At 57.2% G+C, this 22,044-nt stretch carries 20 protein-coding genes; 8 read left to right on the forward strand and 12 right to left on the reverse strand.

The window, feature by feature from the left end:
* Positions 1–8: 8 nt before the first annotated feature.
* From KDX30_RS08700 to KDX30_RS08725, 6 genes are all read right to left on the reverse strand, one after another.
* Positions 9–425 (reverse strand): RidA family protein, encoded by a 417-nt coding sequence (locus tag KDX30_RS08700; protein WP_027900371.1) that lies wholly within the window; start codon positions 423–425, stop codon positions 9–11.
* 55 nt (positions 426–480) lie between these two features.
* On the reverse strand, positions 481–1,770 hold the full coding sequence (locus KDX30_RS08705; RefSeq protein ID WP_231675542.1) for a flavin-containing monooxygenase: 1,290 nt from the start codon (positions 1,768–1,770) through the stop codon (positions 481–483).
* A 127-nt stretch (positions 1,771–1,897) separates the two neighbouring features.
* The gene (locus KDX30_RS08710; protein ID WP_122805286.1) at positions 1,898–2,629 is read right to left on the reverse strand and encodes a class II aldolase and adducin N-terminal domain-containing protein; all 732 of its coding nucleotides are present in this window, start codon (positions 2,627–2,629) and stop codon (positions 1,898–1,900) included.
* A gap of 162 nt (positions 2,630–2,791) precedes the next feature.
* A complete protein-coding gene (locus tag KDX30_RS08715) occupies positions 2,792–3,625 on the reverse strand; it encodes an ABC transporter substrate-binding protein (protein WP_099271342.1) in 834 nt (277 codons plus the stop codon).
* Between the two features lie 49 nt (positions 3,626–3,674).
* A complete protein-coding gene (locus KDX30_RS08720) occupies positions 3,675–4,547 on the reverse strand; it encodes a phytanoyl-CoA dioxygenase family protein (RefSeq protein WP_099271341.1) in 873 nt (290 codons plus the stop codon).
* Between the two features lie 32 nt (positions 4,548–4,579).
* Positions 4,580–6,100 (reverse strand): amino acid ABC transporter permease/ATP-binding protein, encoded by a 1,521-nt coding sequence (locus tag KDX30_RS08725; protein WP_231675543.1) that lies wholly within the window; start codon positions 6,098–6,100, stop codon positions 4,580–4,582.
* Between the two features lie 475 nt (positions 6,101–6,575).
* Here KDX30_RS08725 and KDX30_RS08730 point away from each other — a divergent pair, with 475 nt between their 5' ends.
* Both KDX30_RS08730 and KDX30_RS08735 read left to right on the forward strand, forming a co-directional pair.
* Entirely contained in the window at positions 6,576–7,520 is a 945-nt protein-coding gene (locus KDX30_RS08730; protein WP_231675544.1) for a LysR family transcriptional regulator, read from the forward strand.
* Positions 7,521–7,901: 381 nt separating this feature from the next.
* Positions 7,902–8,558, forward strand: a complete 657-nt coding sequence (locus tag KDX30_RS08735) for a DUF2625 domain-containing protein (protein ID WP_231675545.1) — start codon at positions 7,902–7,904, stop codon at positions 8,556–8,558.
* Positions 8,559–8,610: 52 nt separating this feature from the next.
* On the opposite strand, the gene KDX30_RS08740 is transcribed toward KDX30_RS08735, so the two are convergent.
* The 3 genes from KDX30_RS08740 to KDX30_RS08750 all read right to left on the reverse strand — a co-directional run bounded on the left by KDX30_RS08740 (position 8,611) and on the right by KDX30_RS08750 (position 11,042).
* Positions 8,611–9,174, reverse strand: coding sequence for a hypothetical protein (locus tag KDX30_RS08740; RefSeq protein ID WP_231675546.1), 564 nt, complete (start codon positions 9,172–9,174; stop codon positions 8,611–8,613).
* Positions 9,175–9,302: 128 nt separating this feature from the next.
* Positions 9,303–10,238, reverse strand: coding sequence for a LysR family transcriptional regulator (locus tag KDX30_RS08745; RefSeq protein WP_231675547.1), 936 nt, complete (start codon positions 10,236–10,238; stop codon positions 9,303–9,305).
* Between the two features lie 114 nt (positions 10,239–10,352).
* Positions 10,353–11,042, reverse strand: coding sequence for a GntR family transcriptional regulator (locus KDX30_RS08750; RefSeq protein ID WP_231675548.1), 690 nt, complete (start codon positions 11,040–11,042; stop codon positions 10,353–10,355).
* 321 nt (positions 11,043–11,363) lie between these two features.
* On the opposite strand from KDX30_RS08750, the gene KDX30_RS08755 reads away from it, so the two are divergent.
* The 3 genes from KDX30_RS08755 (at position 11,364) to KDX30_RS08765 (ending at position 14,819) form a co-directional block, all read left to right on the forward strand.
* Complete coding sequence (locus tag KDX30_RS08755; RefSeq protein ID WP_231675549.1) at positions 11,364–12,041, forward strand: DUF2848 domain-containing protein; 678 nt, start codon at positions 11,364–11,366, stop codon at positions 12,039–12,041.
* 5 nt (positions 12,042–12,046) lie between these two features.
* The gene (locus KDX30_RS08760) at positions 12,047–13,387 is read left to right on the forward strand and encodes an amidase (protein ID WP_231675550.1); all 1,341 of its coding nucleotides are present in this window, start codon (positions 12,047–12,049) and stop codon (positions 13,385–13,387) included.
* Positions 13,388–13,487: 100 nt separating this feature from the next.
* The gene (locus KDX30_RS08765; RefSeq protein ID WP_231675551.1) at positions 13,488–14,819 is read left to right on the forward strand and encodes an MFS transporter; all 1,332 of its coding nucleotides are present in this window, start codon (positions 13,488–13,490) and stop codon (positions 14,817–14,819) included.
* A gap of 196 nt (positions 14,820–15,015) precedes the next feature.
* On the opposite strand, the gene KDX30_RS08770 is transcribed toward KDX30_RS08765, so the two are convergent.
* Positions 15,016–16,356, reverse strand: coding sequence for an MFS transporter (locus KDX30_RS08770; RefSeq protein ID WP_231675552.1), 1,341 nt, complete (start codon positions 16,354–16,356; stop codon positions 15,016–15,018).
* Between the two features lie 369 nt (positions 16,357–16,725).
* Entirely contained in the window at positions 16,726–17,868 is a 1,143-nt protein-coding gene (locus KDX30_RS08775; RefSeq protein WP_231675553.1) for a glycerate kinase, read from the reverse strand.
* A gap of 316 nt (positions 17,869–18,184) precedes the next feature.
* Here KDX30_RS08775 and KDX30_RS08780 point away from each other — a divergent pair, with 316 nt between their 5' ends.
* The 3 genes from KDX30_RS08780 (at position 18,185) to KDX30_RS08790 (ending at position 21,554) form a co-directional block, all read left to right on the forward strand.
* Positions 18,185–19,195 (forward strand): zinc-binding alcohol dehydrogenase family protein, encoded by a 1,011-nt coding sequence (locus KDX30_RS08780; RefSeq protein ID WP_027900911.1) that lies wholly within the window; start codon positions 18,185–18,187, stop codon positions 19,193–19,195.
* A gap of 23 nt (positions 19,196–19,218) precedes the next feature.
* Complete coding sequence (locus KDX30_RS08785; protein ID WP_231675554.1) at positions 19,219–20,742, forward strand: UxaA family hydrolase; 1,524 nt, start codon at positions 19,219–19,221, stop codon at positions 20,740–20,742.
* 98 nt (positions 20,743–20,840) lie between these two features.
* A complete protein-coding gene (locus tag KDX30_RS08790; protein ID WP_231675555.1) occupies positions 20,841–21,554 on the forward strand; it encodes a FadR/GntR family transcriptional regulator in 714 nt (237 codons plus the stop codon).
* Between the two features lie 191 nt (positions 21,555–21,745).
* On the opposite strand, the gene KDX30_RS08795 is transcribed toward KDX30_RS08790, so the two are convergent.
* On the reverse strand, positions 21,746–22,033 hold the full coding sequence (locus KDX30_RS08795) for a DUF1883 domain-containing protein (protein ID WP_231675556.1): 288 nt from the start codon (positions 22,031–22,033) through the stop codon (positions 21,746–21,748).
* Between the last annotated feature and the right edge of the window lie 11 nt (positions 22,034–22,044).

Genomic DNA, 22,044 nt, shown 5'->3' on the forward strand with positions numbered 1-22,044 from the left:
GAAAGTCCTTAATCGGGAATGACGGCGATCACGTCGATTTCCATCAGCCACTGCGGCTGACCCAAAGCAGAGACCACCAGCCCCGTGGAAATAGGGAATACCCCTTTAAGCCACTTGCCCACTTCGTGATAAACCGGCTCGCGATAACGCGGGTCGATGATGTAGGTGGTGGTCTTGACGATGTGCGACAAATCGCTGCCCGCCTCCTCCAGCAGTTGTTTGACGTTCTTCATGGCCTGATGCGCTTGAGCGCCGGGATCACCGAGGCCGACCAGGTTGCCATCGAAGTCGGTGCCGACCTGACCCCGTACGTAAACGGTATTACCGGCACGCACTGCCTGGCACAGGTCGTTGTCCAGACTCTGGTTCGGGTAAGTGTCTTTGGTATTGAACATGCGAATACGGGTGTGGGTCGGGGTAGCCATGTAAATCTCCTGTGAACACTGGGGCGAGTTACGCCCAATCAAAGACGATCAACGTTTAAACGTTGCGCAACCTGACTGCTGGGGCTGCGCGCTTGCCCTGGTCATACGACCGGTACTTGTGCTGGGTGGCGATCTGATCAGCGACATGTTTGGCGTCATGCCACACACCCCAGATGAAGGCCGAACCGCGTCGCGAAAGCCACGGCAGACCGACGAAATACAGACCTTGCTCTCTGGACACCCCACGCTGATGTATTGGCTTGCCCTTGGCGTCGAAAGCATCGACCTGCAACCAGCTGTAGTCCTGGGAATAACCCGTGGCCCAGATGATGGAACGGACACCGGCTGCAGTCAGGTCCAGTTCACGCAACGGATCAGTGATACAGGCGGCGTCCGCCACACGTTCGCGCGCCGCTGGCTCCAGCGGTAAATCCAGACCATTTCGATGGGCATACGCATCGGCGGCATCGAGTAGTGACAGGTAGTTCTCGTCACCGCGGTCGAGATTTTCGACGAGGTCATTCTGGAAACGTACCTTGCCATCGGCAAAGCTTTCAGTCAGGCCGACCAGCGTCATGCCTGCTTGCGCCAGGCGGCGGAAGTCAACGGTATGGCCGCCTCGCGCGCCACTGACGGCAATGGTCACGTGCTCTTTGCCAGGCTGCATGGTCTCGCTGTCCCACAGCCCGAGAACGCCAAGCCACCAGCAGAAGTCACGTCCACGGTAGGCTCGCGGCGGACGATCATGAGGACCGACCGACAAGTAGACCTGACGGCCGGAGCGCTGCAACTCATCGGCGATCTGTACACCGGACGAGCCGGCTCCAACGACCAGAACCGCGCCGTCAGGCAATTGCTGAGGGTTGAAGTACTGCGCCGAGTGGATCTGGTGCAACGCGTCATCCCTGGGCGCAATCGATGGAATGACAGGTTTCTGAAACGGGCCGGTTGCAGACACCAGGTGATTGACCACGTAGGTGCCAGCACTCGTCTCCACAGTAAAGCCTGCTCGCTCGACATTGCGGGTCACCCGCTTCACCTCGACACCGGTCTTGATCGGCGCATTGAATTTACGCGCGTAGCGTTCGAAGTAGTCGGCGACCTGTTCTTTACTGGCAAACCCGTCCGGGTCCATATCGAATTCGAGACCCGGAAACCGGTCATGCCAGGCCGGACCATTGGCAACCAGCGAATCCCAGCGACCGCTGCGCCACGCTTCGGCAACCCGGTGTTTTTCCAGCACAAGATGCGCAATGCCCAATCGGCTCAGGTGTTCACTCATGGCCACACCGGCCTGCCCTGCACCCACGACGAGCGTGTCAATTTCTGTGATGTGTTCAGTCATCCTGGCATCCTTCAACACGCCCTTTATGACGGGTTGACGCAGTAAAAAATAACGAAAATGTCAGCGCGCAGGCGCAACAAGCCCTACGGCATCTTCAGACGCGTATACAGTCAGTAACGTGTTCGGATCAGTCGGCCAGTGAAGGGTCCGCCTGAAGCATCAGCCACTTCATTTCTTCGAAATGCTGTTGCGAAAAATCAGTGATCTTTTCCCAGTCCCGTGCTGTTTTTTCAGCGACATCGTCCGGCAGCGTCTTCAATGGCTGCCCCGTGGACCAGGCCGTAACCAGAATCTGGCAGGACCTTTCCAGGGTCCAGATATCGTCGAATGCTTCACCTACCGTTGGAGCGGTCACCATCACGCCATGGTTACCCATCAATAGACGACTTTTGCCGTCCAGGAGCCCGACCAGCCGAGCCCCTTCAGCAGTGGTGTCAGCCATGCCGCCGTAAAGCTCATCTATCGCAACCCGGTTGAAGTAGCGCGCCGTATTCTGATCAATCGCCGGAATATGCGGCTTTGCCAGGCACGCCACCGCTGTGGTGTAGACCGGGTGCAGATGCAGAACCACCCGAGCTTCAGGCAGACGCTGGTGCATTTGCCCATGGATGGACCACGCCGTTGTATCCACATCCGGTCGGTGCGCGGCGTCTTGATCATCGGCATCGAGCAACAGCAGATCACTGGCACGCAAGCGCGAGAAATGTTTCCACTTCGGGTTCAGCAGGAACTGCTTTCCGTCAGCTGAAATCGCCGCGCTGAAATGGTTGGCCACCGCCTCATGCATGCCCAGATGAGCAATGATGCGAAAGGTCGCGGCCAGATCCAGACGCGTCTGTTCCTCGAAGTTAAGGGCCATGTTTAAAATACTCCTGCCTACAACGCATAAATCATCGGGTTGAAATACATCCCCGGTAGGAGCCAACTTGTTGGCGAGGCGGATCATCAGGCTATGCAGGCCCGACGTCTCGCCAACAAGTTGGCTCCTACCAGGTCCGTGTTTTTTTAACGACAAACGCTTTTAGGGCTTGGGCATCAGCGCCGCGATGTCATCCGCCGTCGGTGCCTGGAACTTGTACTTGTCCAGCAAAGCCTTGTATTCCGGCGTCTTGCTGTACTTCTCGAGCCCTTCGATCAACGCATTGCGGACGACATCGTTGCCTTTTTTCACGCCAAAGCCGTTGAGCACCGGGTAGATCAGGGTTTCGGATGAAATCACCACCCGGTTACCCAGCTTTTCAACCACGCCCCGCGCCACAGCAGCGTCAGTGATCTGCGCTTCAACCGCATGTGCAAGCATGGCCTGGGTCGTTTGCGGATCAGTCCCGTATTCGCTGATCGCGATAGGCGGCAGGCCGTTCTTCACGCAGTAATCCGTAGAGAGTTTCTGCAGTTGTTGTAGCCAGGACGTCGCGGCCATGGAGCCGATCTTGTGGCCACAAAAGTCTTCCGGGGTCTTTGGCTGATACGCGCTGCCCTTTACCGCCAGAATCGACTCTCCACTTTTCAGGTAAGGAATCATGTCGATGACTTTCAGGCGCTCAGCGGTGATGTACATCGACGAGTTGGTGATATCAAACCGGCCGCCTTGCAGCCCACCGATCAGATTCGGGAAACGGGTGTCGAGATTCTCGGCCTTCATCCCCATGACCTTCGCCAGGCCATCCAGGAACTCGATGTCGAAGCCTGCCGGCTGGTTTTTGTCCATGTACTCATACGGATAGAACGTCATGTCGGAACCGGCAATGATCTTGCCTGGCTGCTGGAAAGCCGAGGCCATTGATGAGGCCATGGCAACCGCAGCGCCTAATACAACCATCGCAGCGGGACGAACGAACAGACGGGATAGCTTCATAAGTATTCCTCGTGGAGTCAGTAAGGTTCAGGCAATTGCTGTTCAGGTCTCAGGCAGTAGCCATGTCGTTTCCGGCCTGCTGCACAAAAAACGAAGCACCCTTGGGTTTCTGCGGCAGACGGATCTGGTTCGCGGTGCTGCGCACCAGGCCGCTTTCATGTCCCGCCACCATCAAACCGGTGTGTTCGCTGGGCAGCGGGTTTTCCCCGAAGGGCAACGCATCTTCGGCGGCGTATACGCTGATGAATAAAGTACGCGGGAACTCGGTTTCATTCGGGCTTGAGGCGTGCAGCAAGCGGGTGTGCATGAAGCACACCGAACCCGACGGTCCATAACAGGCCACCGGTTGCTGGCAGTGCGCTTCAACAACTGCGTCTTCCACAGCACCCGTGAAACGCCCGTTCTGCCAATGCGACCAAAGCTCGCCTTTATGGCTGCCCGGTGCCACATTCAGCGGGCCATTTTCGGGTGTCACCTCACTGACCATCAGCAGCGCGGTTACCAGGTCGTCGTTGCTGTGCGGCGTAAACAGAAAATCCTGATGCCACTTCACCTGCGTGGCGGTGTGCGGCAATTTTGAGTTGATTTTGCTGTGATGAAAGCGAGTGCCGTTGCCGCCGATCAACTGCGCAGCAATAGTTGCCATGCGCGACTGAAAAGCAGCCTGTTGGTAAGCCTTTGAGATTTCCGTTGGCGAGGTCACGCGGCGCAATGACGGATGATCCGGGCGATGGTCGCCTTCAATATCAAATCGCGGCCGACCATCCAGCGTCTGCCCCCAGGCGCAGTTTTGAGTGCGGCTGTCTTCCACCCACTGGTCGAAGTCGTGCTGCAGCGCCGCCACTTCGTCGGCTGCCAGCACGTCCTCCACGACCAGAAAACCCTGCGCGTGAAACTGGTCGATCTGCCATTGCTCGATCATGTTCTTCTCCCCTGCAAACAAGCGTTAAGGTTTCAAGCCAACGAAACATCTTTCAGAAAAGCTTCCACTCGCGGGTGCTGTCCATCGCGCAGTGCCTGCGGGCTGTCATCGCAGACCACCCGGCCCTTCTCCATGAATACGATTCGGTCAGAGACCTTGAAGGCGAAGTTCATCTCATGGGTCACGATGACCATGGTGATGCCCTCTTTCGCCAGTGTTTCGATCACCTGTAGCACCTCGTTAACCTTCTCCGGATCGAGGGCTGATGTCGGCTCATCGAACAGCATGATTTGCGGACGCATCATCAACGCACGAGCAATCGCTACGCGCTGCTGTTGCCCGCCGGACAACTGATGCGGATATTTCCAGGCGTGCTCTAGCATGCCGACCTTGTGCAGCAGCTCGTACGCCTGCTGTTTGAGCTCCTGCTCTGAAGCGAGACGGTGGTAACGCGGCGCCAGCAGCAAGTTACTCAGAACGGTCAAGTGCGGGAACAGATTGAAGCTCTGGAACACCATGCCGATGTTCATTCGATGCTCCGTATGCTCGACATAGCGCGGCGGTTGCGCCCCCTGACGGACGAGGTGAATGAACGGCTGGCCGTTGATCCTGATATCGCCGTTATCGATTTGCTCAAGGCCGTTGAGCAGACGAATCAAAGTGGTCTTGCCCGAGCCGGACGGCCCGATTACAGACACCACTTCGCCAGGATGAATTTGCAGGCTGACAGCGCCCAGCACTTCGATGTCGTTGTAAGCCTTGTGCAATTTCGTGGCCTGAAGTGCCGGGCCTGTGAAATCGGAGGCAGGACGGGCTATTACAGCGCGCTCCTGAGTGGCGAGTTTGAGCATTTCAGCGTCAGGCTCACGCACCACTTTGCGCTGGGTGACATCCAGATATCGCTCCAGCCGCTTGAGCAAAAAGTCGAACACGGTAACGATCAACACGTAATAAAACGCGACTGCCGCCATGGTTTCCATGACCAGAAAGTTCTGTGAATACAGGCGCTGCCCGACCATCAGGATTTCGGTCAGCGAGATCACCGACACCAGCGAGCTGAGTTTTACAATTGAAATGTATTCGTTGGTCAGCGACGGTAAAGCCACCCGCAGCGCCTGCGGGATCACAATCCGCCATTGCGTACCGACAAAGCGCAACCCCAATGCTCTTGCCGCTTCACTTTGCCCTTTGGCAATCGACAACAGACCGCCGCGATGAATTTCCGCGACGTAAGCGGTTTCACACAGCACCAAGGCAATCAGACCCGCCCAGAAAGGGTTGGCCAACACGGCGGATGTGGCGGGCAGTGCCTGTGGCAGGTTGTAGACAAATATCAGCAGCACCAGCAACGGCACGCTACGAAATAGCCAGATATAGCCTCGGGCAGGCAAGTTGATCAGCGGGTTGGAAGATTGTTTGGCCAGCGCCACGACGAAGCCCAGAACAATGCTGATCAGCCAGGTCAATGTACTGAGCTGTATGACGGTCCACGTTGCCATCCAGAACTCGGTATCGCTGAACAGGCTGAACATGTATTTCCAGTCAAACGTCATCGTTGGCTCGCTCGGCTAAGTAACAGTGGCGGGTGATATCCAACGCAAGTTGAATACTGAGCGCTGCCCCGCTCTCCCTTCTGAAGCCATCATGAGCGAAGTTTTGTCGAACGACCCAATAGTAAGTTTTGGCTCATAGCGTAGGAAAATCCTAAGCAGACCGGGCGGAAGAGATATCGGATTCAGTCAGGCGACGAAACTATTTGCCAGATGTTGAACGGGCCGCACGCTTTTAGGGCGACCACTGTTCAACCTGCTTCTATTCGCTCGCTTTCGGTGCGAAACCCATAGCCTACGGGCTGTTTAGCGTGATGGATTAGTTTGGTCTGCACGTGTTAATGGCTGATAAAAAGATCCGCTATCGGTCGAACAACCTAATAAACAAGAATTGCGGCAGCTGGCACGCTACTCGCTAAGCATAGGCAAAAGCTATTCAGGCAACTCCGCTTATGCCCGTATGCTGACGAGGTAATCAGTGACTCACTTCACGTTGAAACAGCTCAAGTACTTCGTCACCGCCGTTGAAATGGACAGCATTGCCGAGGCGTCACGACAACTGCATATCTCCCAACCGTCTATTTCCGTCGCCATTAAAAATCTGGAAGAGGCGTTTAATCAGCCACTGTTTGTTCGGCACCACGCGCAAGGCGTTTCCCTGACGTCTGGCGGCGGAAAGGTGTACGAGAAAGCTAAAGAGTTATTACGGCTCTCGGAAGAACTGGAACAGGACTCTCGCGCCGAGAGCAAAAATGTATCCGGTACTATCGCGCTTGGCTGTTTTGAATCAGCAGCGCCGCTGTATATGCCCAGGCTCGTCGCAGGTTTCAAGCAGCTCTATCCCGACGTCACCATTCATCTCTGCGACGGGGAGCAACATGAGTTGATGCACGGGCTGCACCGCGGCCGCTTCGATCTGGCCTTCCTTTACGATCTGGAACTGGGTGCGACCATCCACAAAGAAGCATTGAACGCCCCACACAAACCCTACGCATTACTGCCCGCCGCCCACCCCCTTGCTCAACAGAAAACGGTGACGCTGCGTGAGTTGAGCCAAGAGCCCATGATCCTGCTGGACGCCGTACCCAGCAAAACCTACTTCATGGATATCTTTACCGAGAAAGGTTACGCGCCCGTGGTGGCTTACAGCTCTCCCTCGATTGAAATGGTGCGCTGCATGGTCGGCCAGGGGCTGGGCTTTTCGGTACTGGTCACGCGGCCTTGCACCAACATGACCTACGACGGCGAGCTCCTGGCGCAGCTTGATATCGAAGATGACATGCCCGCTTCGACCTTGGTGATGGCGTACCTGCGCAATAACCAGCCATCGCGCGCGACCCGGTTATTCATGGATTACTGCCGCACCGTTGAGCTGGCGCCGCCATCGAGTTTGAGGCCGAAAGCGTCTTATCAGCTGGATTGAAATGCATTTTCTGTAGGAGGTGCCAAAGGCTGCGAAGCGTTTCTCCTGACACACCGCGATCGCAGCCTTCGGCAGCTCCTACAGGTCCTATGTTTGCCGCGAGACAGCGCGGTGCCCTGAAAACCGCGGCAGTTACAGGTCACCCGTTTCGCTGCATCAATGACACCACGCTGTCGCGAAGCAAACATGCACCCTGCAGGAGTGAGCGTGCTCGCGATTACGTCAGGCCAGACTTTAATTTCTCAATAGGTCTATCCGTATCGCGAGCAAGCTCACTCCTACAACGTCTGTGTTTGACCCGAGGCAATGGGTCTCTATCAAACTCTTAACTTTTAGGCGCATGCCGGTACCATAAGGAGACTTTCCCCGAGGACCGGTTAAATGAAGCACCTTGAAGATCTGATCGAACACGATGAACCTGCCCTGCCCTTGTTAAAGGAGCTGCTGAGCAATGCGCAACGTAGCTTTCAGTTGCTGCCTCCCTCAGAGGACAACGCCAGAGTATTGCTGGGGCTCCAGGTCACTACGCGATCAACTTTAGGCGCGGTTGCCTACGAAACCGGAGGCATCCTCATTGATGGAGGCTGGCTACGTTTTCTGGGATCCGGACACGGGCAGCTGTCCAGAAACATCCTTGACTGGACCCATCTGCACGACGGAGGTGGTCACCTGTTGGTGGCGGACGACGCAGCAGGCGGTTTCTTTTCAATCAATGGCGGACGTTTCGGAGAAGACGTTGGCTCAATGTATTACTGGGCACCGGACACTCTGGAATGGGAGCCATTGGAAATTGGCTATACAGACTTTCTGGAATGGGCACTCAGCGACCAGATGCTCATGTTCTACAAAGACCTCAAGTGGCCGACATGGCAAGAGGACCTGGAGAAGATGAGCGCAGATCAATGCATGACGTTTTATCCTTTCTTGTGGACGCAAGAGGGATCGCTGGAGACAAGCAGCCGCAGGGTTGTGGACGTCGAAGAACACTATGAGTTGAACATCGGCTTTGCCAGCAAGTTGGAGAACCCATCGAGCTAGCATGCCTCACCGTGAATTTAACACGCAGTCCCCAGTAGGAGCTGCGCGCAGGTTATGACCGCCGCTTTAGTGCGCTGTAATAATGATCGTCCCAGTTTTCAAGGGAAGGCTTGCGGGTCGTGCACGGTTCATATCGGGTGTAGTACGAAAAACCTTCCTTAACAACAAGGGGCGCCGCCGTGATGGTCTCCCCATCCTTGACTCTCCAGGTGGCCAGTTCGCGCCTGAAATACCGACGCATGGCGTTGGGGGCCGTGTTGTCGCATGACTCCGCCACCTCGATATACAGCTTGCCCCCATACTCAAGGGTGAAGTCGAGTGATCCGCTAGCAGGAAATTCACCTTTGTAAACAGGGACTCTTATCTGGCCTCCCCCGCAACCCCCTCCACCATAGCCGGGTACCCCTATGCTGCCCATGCAGAAAAATCTGTCGGCGCCGAGTACGATCTGGTGGATTTTTACTGACGTGTTGGCAAGCGGTTCGCCGTTGTCACCGACCACGCGCAAGGTGAGGTGCATAGGCTCGCGCATTCGAACCCCGTTCGCGACCGGGCTACATCCGTTCAAAGACAGTGTCAACAGGGCCATCGTGGCCAAGAGGGGCAGTGCTTTCATGTGTGGTGTGGCCTTCTATGAAGGATTCCATCCCGGACGGCCGTGCAGTTTCCTTTAACGCACCCGGGTTTAAACGTGCGGCATTGTTACATGTTCTGGGGGGACTCGGCGTTGCTAATGAGGACACTTCAAACCTGTGCGCCGCTTACGCTGAGAACCACCATTTCCGGCCCCATCTGCCTGGCATATTGCTCCAGAGCATGGCGGGCGATGCTGACCACTTGCTCAGTCAATTCCAGACCCACCCCGGCGCGCCAGCAGGCGATGATGTCCAGCGGTTGAGGCCGCGTCACGTTTTCCAGAATGAAGAGCTTGCCCTCCGCCAGCTCCTTACTGACCAGAGCAGCCGGCAGCGCACCGATGCCAAAGCCGTCGCTCACCAACAGGGTCATGGCGGCTACGGAGTTGACGCAACTGATTCGCGGGCTGTCCACGCCACCTGCGTGCAGCAAATTGAGAATGTCCTGATGCGGACGGGAGTTGCGGGAAAAGGTAATGATGCGTTCGGCAGCCAGTTCGTCGATAGACGTGTAACTGCGCTGGTAGATGGACCCGGCTTGCACAATCCACTCAACCGGCAATACGGCCAGATGCTGGTTGCGGACCGCATCACTGCGCACCATGTCGGTCTGCACGATCAGGTCCAGATAGCCCTTCTGCAATTGGTCACACAGGTTGAGTGATGTGTCGACAGTCAGCTCGATTTCAACCGCCGGGTAACACTCCATCAACGTCGATATGAACGGGCTCAACCACGTGTGGATGACCGTATCCATTACCCCGAGGCGTATACAGCCTTTGAGGTCGCTGGTGGCGCTGATGGACTGCTGGAGCGCATGCATCGTGTCGATCATCTGTTCGGCATAGTTGAGCACGCGCTCACCTTCAGGCGTCAGCGACACACGCTTGGAGTCACGCAAGAACAATTTGGCGCCGAGCTCATCCTCCAGCGCGGCAATGCGATTGGAGATGGAAGCCTGGGTGGTGAACATTTTCTCCGCAGTCAGGCGAAAGCTTTTCAGCCTTGCCACCCAGACAAAGGTTTCCAGAAACTTCAGGTTCATGCGTAACAGCCTGTACAGAAATGATGGATCGACTTACGCAAAGAGCGTCAGCAAGCAGGATCCACACGCAAGTTGTACGCCAGAATTTTCAAAGGCAGGGGTTGCCGAGCGCGCTTAAAGAGTACGCATGATGGCTCGGCGGAAGTCATCGATGTGGTGATGGATAGCTTTGATGGCGGCCGCGCTGTCGCGATTTTCCATGGCAGTGAGCAGCTGCAAATGCTCATCGTAGATGCGCTCACTGTGGTGCATTTCGGACAACGTCAGAAACCAGAAGCGCGCCTGCTTTTCATGCAACGTACGGAGCAGTTCAGCCAGTACCCGATTGCGCGCAGCGGCGGAAATGGCCAGGTGAAACTGCAGATCAACTTCCATCAGTCCCTTCACATCCCGGCGCTCCAGCAGCGGCTGTGTGCGCCCGATGATTTCGCGCATGTGGATGAAGTCATCTTCCTGAGCACGCTCGACGGCGAGCTTCACGCACAGCTCCTCATTGGTTCTGCGCACTTCGATCATGTCGAGAATGTCGTTCAATGAGATAGGCGTCACCATCACGCCCTTGCGCGGCAGGATGGTCACCATGCCTTCCATTTCCAGACGGTGCAGCGCCTGATGCACCGGCGTCCGGCCCAGCCCAAGCATCTGGGTCAATTGCGCCTCGTTGATGGCTTCACCGGGACGTAGCTGGCAGGAAATGATGCGTTGCTTGATCTGTACATACGCCAGCTCGCGCAGGCTTGCACCACTCTTGGCGGCGGGTTTGCCAACAAGATCGGCAGTGGGCAGGTCAGTTGAATCGAGCAATCCGGAAATCCTCATGGGTGCTGCTGATATATCACTGTATTTCATATCGTCTGGATTGTCGCTTTCCCCTCTCCCAATCCGGTAACGAAAACGCGCCATCAGAACGCATCGTCCGCCCAAAAGTGGTGCGTTTTGGTAACACATAGCCATTTCGTACGTTCTGTCACGACTTTTATCATCCATATAACCCTTTGATAAAAATGGTGTTTTACCTCGTTTCACAGTGTCTGGCATATCAATTGCGTATTGATAATCCTGTGATATATCAGTGTAACTTCACAAATCGCTGATTTTCTTCTTATCCGTAACGAGGACACCGCATTGACTCAGCTAACTCTCCAGGTCGCCAACCACGGCGCAGTAGTCGTAGAAATAGATCACCTGATCATCGCTGGCTGGGCTGGCCGTAACAGTGCTGCCGTGGAGCACCACATTGCCGAGCTGGAAGCCCTTGGGGTCCGTCGTCCAACGACGATCCCCTGTTTCTATCGGGTTGCCGCAAGCCTGCTGAACCCGCACGAAAGCATTCAGGTACCGGGCAAGGACTCTTCCGGGGAAACCGAGTTTGTGTTGATCCCAAGCAGCATCGGCTTGCTGGTCGGCCTCGGCTCTGACCACACCGACCGCAAGGTCGAAGCCTTCGACGTGACCGTTTCCAAGCAAATGTGCGACAAACCGATTGCTGCCACTGCCTGGCGTTTCGATGAAGTCCAAGGCCACTGGGATCAACTGGTGATGCGCACCTGGCGCACCCGCGATGGTGTTCGCAGCCTTTATCAGGAAGGCCCGGTTACCAGCCTGCTGGCACCCGACACGCTCCTGGCCAAACTCAACGACAGTGCCAGCCTCGCACAAGGCACCGCGATGTTCTGCGGCACCCAGCCGGTCATTGGCGAGTTGGGTTATGGCGAAGCGTTCGAGATGGAATTGTTCGACCCGGTGCTTGATCGCAGCCTGCGCCACGCCTACAGCGTAGAACCGTTGCCAGTCGCGGAGTGATGCAGATGAAGCCAATCAAAGAGCTTGCCGAGGATCTCGCCAGCGGCGCGACCACTAGCGAGGCCTTGGTCACTACAGCGCTGGAGCGCATCAATGCGCACCGAGCCGAAGGCGGCAATGCATACCTGTCGGTGGATGCTGAAAGTGCTTTGCAAGCTGCACGTGCCAGCGACCTGGCCCGAGCCGCAGGTTACGTGCCCTCCCCGTTGGCGGGCCTGCCGGTTTCGATCAAGGACCTGTTCGACGTGACGGGACAGGTCACGGCCGCTGGTTCCAAAGTGCTGGCCGGTAACGCGCCTGCTGAAATGGATGCGCCTGTTGTTGCGCGCCTGAAAGCTGCGGGCGCGATCCTGCTGGGCCGTACCAACATGAGTGAGTTTGCCTTCTCTGGCCTTGGCCTGAACCCGCACTTTGGCTCTCCGACCAGCCCGGCAGCGACCGGACGCATTGCGGGCGGCTCCAGTTCTGGCGCAGCGGTGAGCGTTGCCGAAGGGATGGCGGTGGCCGGATTGGGTACGGACACCGGTGGTTCTCTGCGCATTCCGGCAGCGTTCTGCGCATTGGTTGGCTTTAAACCTACTGCCAGCCGCGTGTCTGCCCAAGGCGCATTCCCACTCGCGACCAGCCTGGACTCCATCGGCGCGCTGACTGCCAACGTCGACGACAGCATCCTGCTGGACAGCGTTTTGTCAGGCGAAACTTTTGATACGCGGCCGACCTCACTTAAAGGCCTGCGTCTTGCGGTGACGCGGGACTTTGTCATGGACAATGTTGATGCGACCGTCGCAGCCGCTTTCGAGCGCAGCGTGCAACGCCTGACTGACGCGGGTGCATCGATTCGCTGGTTTGACTTCCCCGAGTTGCACGAGCTGCCAAAGATCAATGCTGCGGGTGGCCTGACGGCTGCAGAAGCCTGGTATTTGCATCAGGGCTGGCTGAGTGGTGAGCAAGCAACTGACTACGATCCACGCGTGGCACAGCGTATTCGTCGGGGTGAAGCGTTGAGTGCCGCTGATTACCTGCATCTGCTCGCCCAGCATCAGACCATGATTGCCCTCGCCACCCAACGACTGGGCGATGCCGATGCCTGGCTGATGCCGAGCGTTGCCGTGGTCCCGCCAGAGTTGGCACCGCTGGAGCAGGACGACGCGCATTTCTTCGCCACCAACGGCCTGGTTCTGCGCAACACCAGCGTGATCAATTTCCTGGACGGCTGCGCAATCAGCCTGCCCTGCCATGTGCCTGGTGAATTACCGGTGGGCTTGTCCATTGCTGGTCTGAAGGGTCAGGACGCCAGGGTACTGCAAGTCGCCCGCAGTGTCGAAGCCCTGCTGCGCAACCCGTAAACCTGAGCGTGATTGTCGTTGCGCTCGTGGCCTTTGCCGCGAGCGAACCGCTATGGCGGCCGCTTTCAGGCTGCCATCTCTTGATCGATGGAGATGCAACATGAACCACAATCCCTCCCTGACCGGCGGCGCTGCTGACGTCGCGCCTGATCAGGCCGCAACTGCCGCGACCTATCGCAAGATCGCCTGGCATCTGTTGCCGTTTCTGGTGTTCCTGTTCGTGCTGGCCTGGATCGACCGGGTAAACGTCGGCTTTGCCAAACTTGCGATGCTTGACGATCTGGGCTTCAGCGAAGCGGTCTACGGGCTCGGCGCCGGGATCTTTTTCATCGGTTATTTTCTGTTCGAGGTGCCCAGTAACCTCCTGTTGGAAAAGATCGGTGCGCGTCGCACGCTGGCCCGGATCACAATCCTCTGGGGCCTGACGTCAATGGCCATGGCCTATGTCTCAAGTCCGATGTCGTTCTACATTTTGCGGTTTCTGCTTGGCGTGTTCGAGGCCGGGTTCTTTCCAGGCGTCGTGCTGTACCTCACCTACTGGTTTCCCGCCGCACAGCGGGCACGCATCAACGGTATGTTCATGACCTCGTTCGCCATTGCCGGCGTGGTTGGCGGCCCGATTGCCGGTTTTATCATGAGTCGCATGGTGGGCGTCGGGAGCCTGGCGAACTGGCAGTGGCTGTTTATCATCGAAGGCATTCCTTCGGTGCTGGCAGGTTTTGCCGTGCTGCGCTATCTGCCGGAGAAACCCGTCAATGCCAAGTGGCTGAGCCCTGCCGAGCAGCAGATGGTCAGCGCGGTGATTGCCAAGGAAGATGCAGAGCCGGAAAAACACAGCAACCTGAAAGCGCTGGTTCGCAACCCCAAAGTCTGGCTGTGTACGCTGGTGTATTTCTGCATCGTTTCGGGGAACGCCACCATCGCTTTCTGGACGCCTTCGGTGATCAAGTCACTGGGTGTAAACGACACCATGAGCATCGGTTTGCTGGCAGCAATCCCTTTTATCGTGGGTACCCTGGCCATGCTGTGGAACGGTCAGCATTCCGACAAAACCGCGGAGCGTCGCATTCACTGCTCAATGGCAGCCTTGCTCGCAGGATTGGGCTTGATCGCCACCGGTCTGTGTCTGGGCAATGCAACCATGGCCTTGATCGCCCTGACCATTGCAGCAGCCGGGATTCTGGCGGCGTTTCCGGTTTTCTGGTCAATCCCTGGCGCCTTTCTCGCGGGTACTGCCGCAGCAGGTGGCATCGCATTGATCAATTGCATCGGTAACCTCGCAGGCTTCATCGCGCCTTACATGATTGGCTGGCTGCGCACACTCACCGGCAGCCTTGCGGCGGGCCTCTACTTCGTAGCGGTACTGGAGATTCTTGCTGCCGTGTTGGTGTTCTTTCTGTTCAAGGATGTGAAAGTCAGCCGTACGAAATGAGCTGTGGGAGCGGGGCTTGGTCTGGGCGGCATTCCGACGATAAACGATAACGCGGTATGTCTTCCGGCTGCGTCTCATGCATCGCGGGCAAGCCCGGCTCCCACAGGGTTAAGTTGGACTGTCGCGTGCCACTGCCCACAAAAAAGCCCCCGTACCATTAGGTCGGGGGCTTTTTTTATTCTGATCCCACTACAACCTATTTCTCCAACGGCTTGCCTGCTGTCTCCCTGGCGCAGATCAGCGCGATCAACGTAATACTCAACGCCGCGCACACGTACAACGAAACAGCCAACGTCGAACCATAGGATTTATACAAAGAGGCAATAATCAGCGGCGCAAAACCACCGCCGATAATCCCTGCCAACGTATAAGCCAGCGACGAACCTGCATAACGCACCCGAGTCGGGAACTGCTCAGTGACGAACGCAGCTTGCGGACCATACATCGCGGCATGAATAACCAGACCCACCACTACAGCCATGCAAATCGACAGCGGCTGAGCGCTATCCATGAGTTTGAAGAACACAAACGCCCAGACCATCGCACACAGCGCGCCACCAATATAAACCGGTTTGCGGCCGATCTTGTCCGAGAGAATTCCGAACAGCGGCACACAGATCGCGTTTAGCCCCGCGCCGATCATCGTCGCGGTAAGCGCCAAAGGCCTTGGCAAGTGCAAGACGGTAGTTACATACGTCAGGGTGAACACCACGACCAGCGCATAAAGCACATCCGAACCCACCCGTGCGCCGCCCGCCAGTAACAGCCGACGCCAGTGATTGCTGAATACTTCCTTGATCGGCGTTTTCGCAGTTGCGTTGTGAGCCTCGATTTCCTTGAACACCGGGGTTTCCTCAACACCGCGACGCAACCAAAGACCGAAGATCACCAGCGCGACGCTGGACAGAAACGGAATGCGCCAGCCCCACGACTGGAAGTCTTCAGGACTCAGCCCCCAGGAAACCAGCGCGATGAAACCCGTGCCCAGCAATGTGCCGCAGGAAGGACCGACCTGAGTGAACGAGGCGTTACGACCGCGCTGATGCTGCGCACCGTGCTCCATGGAGAGCAAAACCGCGCCCGCCCATTCACCGCCAATCGCCGCGCCCTGCACAAATCGTAACGCTACCAGCAGAATCGGACTCCAGATGCCCAACGCCGCGTAGGTAGGCAACAAGCCCATCAGCCCGGTCGCCACCCCCATCAATACCAGCGTGGTGACCAGCACAAAACGGCGGCCAAGTTTATCGCCCAGGTGGCCAAACACGATGCCACCCAGTGGCCGGGAGATATAGCCGACAGCGTAAGTCGAGAACGCGAGAATGGTGCCGGTCAACGGATCAAACGACGGGAAGAAGATCGCATTGAAGACCAGCGCTGCCATCAGGTTGTAGACCGTGAAGTCATACCACTCCAGTGTCGTGCCTATGGTGCTGGCGGCTGCGAGGCGACTCATCTTCTTGCCCGAAGCCACGGGCGCTGAAGAGGCAACAGGTGGGGAGTCAGACAGCGCCTGTGTGTTTTGCGTCGTACTCATCATGTTCTCCATTAATCAACAATGAAGAAATGATCTGTCGGCACGTTATGGCTGACAAACGGGTTTTTTACACGGCAACGATCAGTTTTTCTTGTGCAAAATGGCCTGCGCACCAATCAAGTGCCGCCGTTGAACCACGCTGGCGCAAATGGCAGTCGTGTGTATGGCAAACACCTACTTTGCAGGAACTGCCGAAGGCTGCGATCGCGGTGTTGCAGGATGAGCGCTTTCGCTGCCTTCGGCGGCTCTCATCTAACAACACGTAACTATCTGAATTCACAAAGAGCCGGTGGGACCGAATTTATTCGGGAAGAGGCCAGTGCATCCGCAACATCATCTTCGTCTGGAATGCCGTCTTCCCGGTAGACACTAGCGTTTTGCTCGTCCCAGTTGCCAGACCCGGGCCACATCCCTCGCCCGTTCCTGCAATAAACGCGGTGCATCTTCACAGGCTTCTGACAGGGCCATCGGGCCGGAAACCACCGAGAATGCGGCGGCAATGCCGTGCTCGTATAGCGCTTCATAGCCTTCACCCAAAGTACCAGCGAGGATGACCACCGCCACATCATGCTTTTGGGCAACCCGAGCAACACCAATCGGCGTTTTGCCCCGCAAGGTCTGGAAGTCGCAACTGCCCTCCCCGGTTATCACCAAATCCGCGCCCTGGACTTTTTGTGCCAGATCGACCAGCTCGGCTACGACTTCAACGCCTGGACGGAAGCCCGCTTTCAAGAACGCTTTCGCGGCAAAGCCCATGCCTCCAGCGGCGCCCGCACCGGGTTCGTCTCGCACATCGCGACCAAGGACCGCAGCGCAACGGTCGGCATAACGCGCCAAGGCGTGATCCAGCGATTGTATCTGCTCGGGGCTCGCGCCCTTTTGCCGGCCAAAGGTGAATGAGGCGCCGTGTGGTCCGCATAACGGGTTATCGACATCGGCTGCGATTTCGAAGCTGACGGACTGCAAACGGGGGTCCATGGCGCTCAGGTCGATACGCGCCAGACCGGCAAGTGCCAGACCTCCGGGGGCCAATGGAGAGTCGTGCTCATCATAAAACTGCACGCCCAATGCAGTGAGCATGCCCGCCCCGCCGTCATTGGTTGCACTGCCGCCGATGGTCAACACGACTTTCTCAGCGCCAGCATCAAGGGCTGCGACAATCAATTGGCCAGTCCCGTAGTTGGACGTGATGCAAGCATTGCGCTGGTCCACCGCCACCAACTGCAAACCACTGGCTTCAGCCATTTCGATGATTGCGGTTCGCGAATTGGGCAACCATCCCCAATGAGCAGTCACGTCAGTGCCCAGTGGCCCGCTGACGACGGTTTGACGTCGTTCGCCGTCGAGCACTGCGAGGATCGCATCCACGGTGCCCTCACCGCCATCGGCCATGGGGCATTGAACAAGTTCTGCGCAAGGAAAGACTTCAGCCAGACCCAGTGCAATGGCCTGGGCAACACCGGCCGCACTCAGGCTGTCTTTAAACGAATCAGGTGCAATAACGATCTTCATTAACGCTCCAGCGATCTGACTGCGCACAAAATAGTGACTACTCGCGAAGCATAATGAAGGTCAGGTCACGGTTTGCACAAGCGAGTGCCCGCAGCCCTCAGGCAAATTAAAAAATTTTAATTGGTCGGTCCAATTCATGATTATGAATATTGGTCTTGCCAATAAAATTCCCGACGTGTAGTTTTTCAGGCGTGATCATCCGAGCGGGCACCTGCCCGACTACAACAAAAAGAGATCAACAAAGAGAGCCTCCTGATGTGTAGATATCCCGCCTGCAGCGCGCTCGGTGCCCTTCCCCTCAACAAGGAGCATCAGCATGCTGACTGTCATCTGTAACGAACCCGGCTCGTTAACCGCTATCGAACGCGATAAACCGCTCAGGCAAACCGGAGAAGTCCTGATCCGCGTCAAACGCGTCGGAGTCTGCGGCACCGACCTGCATATCTTCACCGGCAACCAGCCTTACCTCGATTACCCACGAGTGATGGGCCATGAGTTTTCCGGGGTCGTCGAAGACGCCGACAGCGACAGCAAGCTGGCCGTAGGCGATGTGGTTTACGTGATGCCGTACCTTTCCTGCGGTACATGCATCGCTTGCCGCCAAGGCAAAACCAACTGTTGCACCCGAATTCAGGTGCTGGGCGTTCATTGCGATGGGGCTTTTACCGAATACCTGAGCATTCCCCAGGCATTCGTCCACAAGGCCGAGGGCGTTTCGCTTGATCAGGCCGCGATGATCGAATTTCTCTCGATCGGTGCTCACGCGGTACGTCGCTCGAATGTGCAGGCGGACAAGCAGGTGCTGGTGGTCGGTACGGGTCCGATCGGGATGGCCGCTGCGATCTTCGCCAGCCTGCGCGGCGCGAAGGTCACTGTGCTGGATACCCGCGAAGACCGTCTGGCCTTCTGTAGCCAACACCTGAACATTCAAGCGGCCGTGCAAATCGGCGAAGGCGACAAGCAAGCTCTGGCCGACCTCACCGGCGATGATTTTTTCGACGTCGTGTTCGACGCCACCGGCAATGCCCGGGCCATGGAACGGGGCTTTGAATTCATCGCGCACGGCGGCACCTACGTGATGATTTCGGTAGTACGGGACTCCATCACCTTCTCCGACCCTGAGTTTCACAAACGTGAAGCCACCTTGATGGGCAGCCGGAACGCCACCAAAGAAGACTTCCACTATGTGGAGGAATGCTTGCGCAACGGTTTGATTCCAGATGCCGCGCTGAACACCCATCGGCTGACACTCAAGGATGTCGCCGAGTCGTTCACCACACTGCTCGACCCGAAACAGGGCGTGGTCAAAGCCATCATCGAGTGCTGAAAAACGCCTATAGAGGACACACCATGAACCAGCCCTCCTTGCTTGTTTTGTCACCCGGAGATGATGTCGCGGTAGCGCGTGGCGATATTGCCGAAGGCCAACGGCTAAGCGCTGACGGCATTGAGCTGATCGCCCGTCAGCCGATACCGTCAGGTCACAAAGTTGCCCTGCGCGGCGTGTCGGCCGGGCAACAAGTGCTCAAGTATGGCCAGACCATCGGCCAGGCCACCCAAAGTATCGAGCCCGGCGACTATGTCCATGTCCACAACCTGGCGATGCCGACCGTCAATACCGAACACAGCGTGCAGAACACTTATGTGCCTACTGCACTGAGCCCCGAGCCGGTTACGTTTGAAGGTTACCTGCGCGACGATGGTCGGGTCGGCACGCGCAATTACATCGGCATTATTTCCAGCGTCAATTGCTCCGCGACTGTCTGTAAACACATCGCTCATGCGTTCTCTGCCGAGCGTTTGAAGGACTTCCCCAATGTCGACGGCGTGGTTGCTATCACCCACGGCAGCGGCTGCGGCATGGGGGCTAAAGGCGAAGGCATCGACATCCTTAAAAGGACGCTGAGCGGCTATGCGAATCACGCCAACTTCGCCGGTGTGCTGTTGATCGGTTTGGGGTGTGAGGTCAACCAGCTCACGCCGTTGCTGGATGAGCTTGACGATCGGTCGGCCCTGCTCAAGGCCAGCCTCATCATTCAAGATGCAGGCGGCACGCGGGAAACCGTGCAACGCGGCATCGCTCATATACAAGCGATGTTGCCGGTCATCAACAGCTTCAAACGCACAACCGTCCCCGCCAGCCATCTCTGCGTTGGTTTGCAATGCGGCGGCTCGGACGGTTACTCGGGCATTACCGCCAATCCGGCACTGGGCGCAGCGGTGGATCTGCTGGTGCAACAGGGCGGCACTGCGATTCTTTCGGAAACCCCGGAAATCTATGGCGCTGAACACTTGCTCACCGCCCGCGCGGCCTCCCCCGACATCGCAGCGAAATTGATGGCGCGGATTCACTGGTGGGAAGCCTACGTGCGCCACAACGATGGAGACATGAACAACAATCCCTCGCCGGGCAATAAAGCCGGCGGCATCACTACCATTCTGGAGAAGTCTCTAGGGGCTGTCGCCAAAGCAGGTGCTACCGGCTTGATGGGGGTTTATCAGTACGCCGAAACCATTGAAGCCCGTGGACTGGTGTTCATGGACACGCCCGGCTACGACCCGGTGTCGGCGACAGGCCAGGTGGCAGGAAGCGCGAACCTCATCTGTTTCACCACCGGCCGGGGTTCGACTTACGGTTGCAAACCCACACCGTCCCTGAAGATCGCCACCAATACGGGGTTGTTTCAACGCATGGAACTGGATATGGACTTCAACGCCGGAGGGATTGTCGAGGGTCTGGAATCAGTGGCTGAGTCGGGCCAAAGGTTGTTCCAGTTGATGCTCGACACTGCTTCCGGGCGGCAGACCTGCAGTGAAGAAAATGGTCTGGGGGATAACGAGTTCCTGCCGTGGCAGATCGGCGCGGTGATGTGATGATGCCCTGAGCTTCTATTCCATGTGCCGCTTCAGCAGCGGCCAGTTAATCGGTCGCTATGGTAGCCTTCGCCAACTTTCCGATGGACGCCATAACCATGGTTTCACCGATCAACGCCGCTGAACGAAAGCCGTATCAGAAAATTGCCGATCAATTGCGCAACTACATCGCGCAGGAGGACTTCAACACCGGTGCCCGGCTTCCCCCTGAACGGGATCTGACGCGGCTGCTGGGGGTGTCCCGACCTTCGCTGCGCGAGGCGCTGATCGCGCTGGAAATCGAAGGCGCCGTTGAAATCAAGATGGGCTCAGGTGTCTATGTGCGCGCAAGCCACAAGGACGGCACCAGTAAGCCGGTGACCTTGGGCGAGAGCCCTTCCGAACTGATGCAGGCTCGTGCATTAATCGAAGGCGAGAGTGTGATTCTGGCTTGTTTGCACGGCAAGAAAAGTGACTACCGTTATTTGCAGGACTGTATCGACGCGATGCGTGAAAGCATTGCCAACGGCCTGCCGCCGCTGGAAGACGACCGCAAGTTTCATCATCGCCTGGCCAAAATGAGTGGCAACTCGGCTCTGGTGCGGATCATCACTGCGCTGTTCGATGAGCGACATAACCCGATTTCGGCTCACCTCAGCAAGCATTCAGAGAATAGGTCGACCTGGGAGGCGGCGGTGATTGAGCACGAGGCGATTCTTCGCGCCGTTGCCAACAAAGACGTGCTCGGCGCGCAGACCTCGATGCGCCAGCACTTGAGCCGCTCGGAAGGCCGCTGGCTGCAGGCGCTGGAGCCGGAGGATGTCAGGGGTTGAGCGTTGACTTGATACCTGAGGCGCCTAAATCGGGGGTAAGCCCGGCTCCCACATGAGATCGCTGTCTCCGGTTGGAGCGAGGATTGCCCGCGATTCAGTCGATGAGGTAAATCAGATAGACCGCGTCATCGTTCTTCGCGAGCAAGCTCGGCTCCCACAGTTGACCGCGTGCAGCCCGCGGTGATCACGGATCACGACCTGCGGATAATCTTGATCGAGTGGGTCAGCGTCGGCTTGCGCGTCACGCTGATGGCGCGGCGTGTGACGGTATCGAGGGTGATGTTCCAGTAACCACTGCTTGGCACAGTGATTTTGGCTGGAAACGTCTCGAACGCTCCGCCGTGATAGGTATGCCGTCCGCCATGCTTGAAGGCGCGGAAGTTGGCATCGCTCATCAGGCGAATGTTGCAGGTCTGCGAAGCCTGAATGACCACGATGTCGTCTTCATTGAGGTGTTCACGCTGGTGTATGAATTTCATCTACCACTCCG

It is taken from the genome of Pseudomonas quasicaspiana (assembly GCF_021147825.1).
In the GTDB taxonomy this organism is placed as follows: domain Bacteria; phylum Pseudomonadota; class Gammaproteobacteria; order Pseudomonadales; family Pseudomonadaceae; genus Aquipseudomonas; species Aquipseudomonas quasicaspiana.

Bases quoted from the DNA above. Each gene is read 5' to 3' on its own strand.
- KDX30_RS08700 (WP_027900371.1), bottom strand. From the start codon at position 425: ATGGCTACCCCGACCCACACCCGTATTCGCATGTTCAATACCAAAGAC.
- KDX30_RS08705 (WP_231675542.1), bottom strand. From the start codon at position 1,770: ATGACTGAACACATCACAGAAATTGACACGCTCGTCGTGGGTGCAGGG.
- KDX30_RS08710 (WP_122805286.1), bottom strand. From the start codon at position 2,629: ATGGCCCTTAACTTCGAGGAACAGACGCGTCTGGATCTGGCCGCGACC.
- KDX30_RS08715 (WP_099271342.1), bottom strand. From the start codon at position 3,625: ATGAAGCTATCCCGTCTGTTCGTTCGTCCCGCTGCGATGGTTGTATTA.
- KDX30_RS08720 (WP_099271341.1), bottom strand. From the start codon at position 4,547: ATGATCGAGCAATGGCAGATCGACCAGTTTCACGCGCAGGGTTTTCTG.
- KDX30_RS08725 (WP_231675543.1), bottom strand. From the start codon at position 6,100: ATGACGTTTGACTGGAAATACATGTTCAGCCTGTTCAGCGATACCGAG.
- KDX30_RS08735 (WP_231675545.1), top strand. From the start codon at position 7,902: ATGAAGCACCTTGAAGATCTGATCGAACACGATGAACCTGCCCTGCCC.
- KDX30_RS08740 (WP_231675546.1), bottom strand. From the start codon at position 9,174: ATGAAAGCACTGCCCCTCTTGGCCACGATGGCCCTGTTGACACTGTCT.
- KDX30_RS08745 (WP_231675547.1), bottom strand. From the start codon at position 10,238: ATGAACCTGAAGTTTCTGGAAACCTTTGTCTGGGTGGCAAGGCTGAAA.
- KDX30_RS08760 (WP_231675550.1), top strand. From the start codon at position 12,047: ATGAAGCCAATCAAAGAGCTTGCCGAGGATCTCGCCAGCGGCGCGACC.
- KDX30_RS08765 (WP_231675551.1), top strand. From the start codon at position 13,488: ATGAACCACAATCCCTCCCTGACCGGCGGCGCTGCTGACGTCGCGCCT.
- KDX30_RS08770 (WP_231675552.1), bottom strand. From the start codon at position 16,356: ATGAGTACGACGCAAAACACACAGGCGCTGTCTGACTCCCCACCTGTT.
- KDX30_RS08775 (WP_231675553.1), bottom strand. From the start codon at position 17,868: ATGAAGATCGTTATTGCACCTGATTCGTTTAAAGACAGCCTGAGTGCG.
- KDX30_RS08780 (WP_027900911.1), top strand. From the start codon at position 18,185: ATGCTGACTGTCATCTGTAACGAACCCGGCTCGTTAACCGCTATCGAA.
- KDX30_RS08785 (WP_231675554.1), top strand. From the start codon at position 19,219: ATGAACCAGCCCTCCTTGCTTGTTTTGTCACCCGGAGATGATGTCGCG.
- KDX30_RS08790 (WP_231675555.1), top strand. From the start codon at position 20,841: ATGGTTTCACCGATCAACGCCGCTGAACGAAAGCCGTATCAGAAAATT.
- KDX30_RS08795 (WP_231675556.1), bottom strand. From the start codon at position 22,033: ATGAAATTCATACACCAGCGTGAACACCTCAATGAAGACGACATCGTG.